Annotated in this window: 1 protein-coding gene; it reads left to right on the top strand. The window is 35.9% G+C overall.

All coding sequences use genetic code 11. From position 1 onward, the window contains the following. The first annotated feature begins 282 nt into the window (after nt 1–282). Nucleotides 283–621 (top strand): hypothetical protein, encoded by a 339-nt coding sequence (locus tag CEX98_RS22075; RefSeq protein WP_099644126.1) that lies wholly within the window; start codon nt 283–285, stop codon nt 619–621. Nucleotides 622–778 lie beyond the last annotated feature (157 nt).

Here is a 778-nt window from a genome sequence, read left to right as displayed (position 1 = left end):
TACCAAAAAACTTGCATGTAGACAGTGCATCTGGAAGTGCGTGTGTTGAATTAACTGCGGCCGTCTGCTAGTATTTTCGTTATTATCTAAACCCTAATTACTTATAATGCATCACGGTTTTTGTTATTTTATTGTCTGTGCAACCTGCAGGTGGAAAAAGTAACATCGCGCATTAATAAGAGTGTTAATAGCTAAATTCTACAAGGTGATATTTTTTATTTGCCTGAAAGGCTAATGCTTTACTTATAAATAATTAAAAACTTTAACTTTAAAGGAACGAAAATGAAAAAAATATTATGTGCAGTAATGCTATCCCTTCTTTCAGCGCCTTCTTTCGCGAATGCCATTTTTGAAATATCAGGTAAGGTGACTGAATTATATGCAAGTGAAACAGGCAGTATTGCTGTAAAATTAAATACACACAACGAATATCAAAGTAGTGCAAAAGCTGCTTGCCCGAGATATAACGGCTGGACTGGGAATACGAATGCCGATCCAATCTTAAAATCAGTACTTTTAGCTGCAAAAGCAAGTCAAACTACTATTCGTATTTCAGTCAGAGGATGTGAAGCCGATGGTGCATGGGCTAAAGCAGCTTCAGTCTACATGCTGAATAATTAAAAAGTTTAAGAATGAAAAATATTATCTTTATTGGTATTTTTATTTTTTAATTGAAGCTGCATTTGCGCAACGTTTCGATATTACAACTAATATAACGGAGATTCGATATCATGGCTCGGCATAGACGCTAGCTGCATCTCAGTGGCAAGATCACGGC

It is taken from the genome of Pseudoalteromonas piscicida, from assembly GCF_002744175.1.
In the GTDB taxonomy this organism is placed as follows: Bacteria; Pseudomonadota; Gammaproteobacteria; order Enterobacterales; family Alteromonadaceae; genus Pseudoalteromonas; species Pseudoalteromonas piscicida_B.
This window is presented reverse-complemented; position numbering and strand designations above follow the sequence as displayed.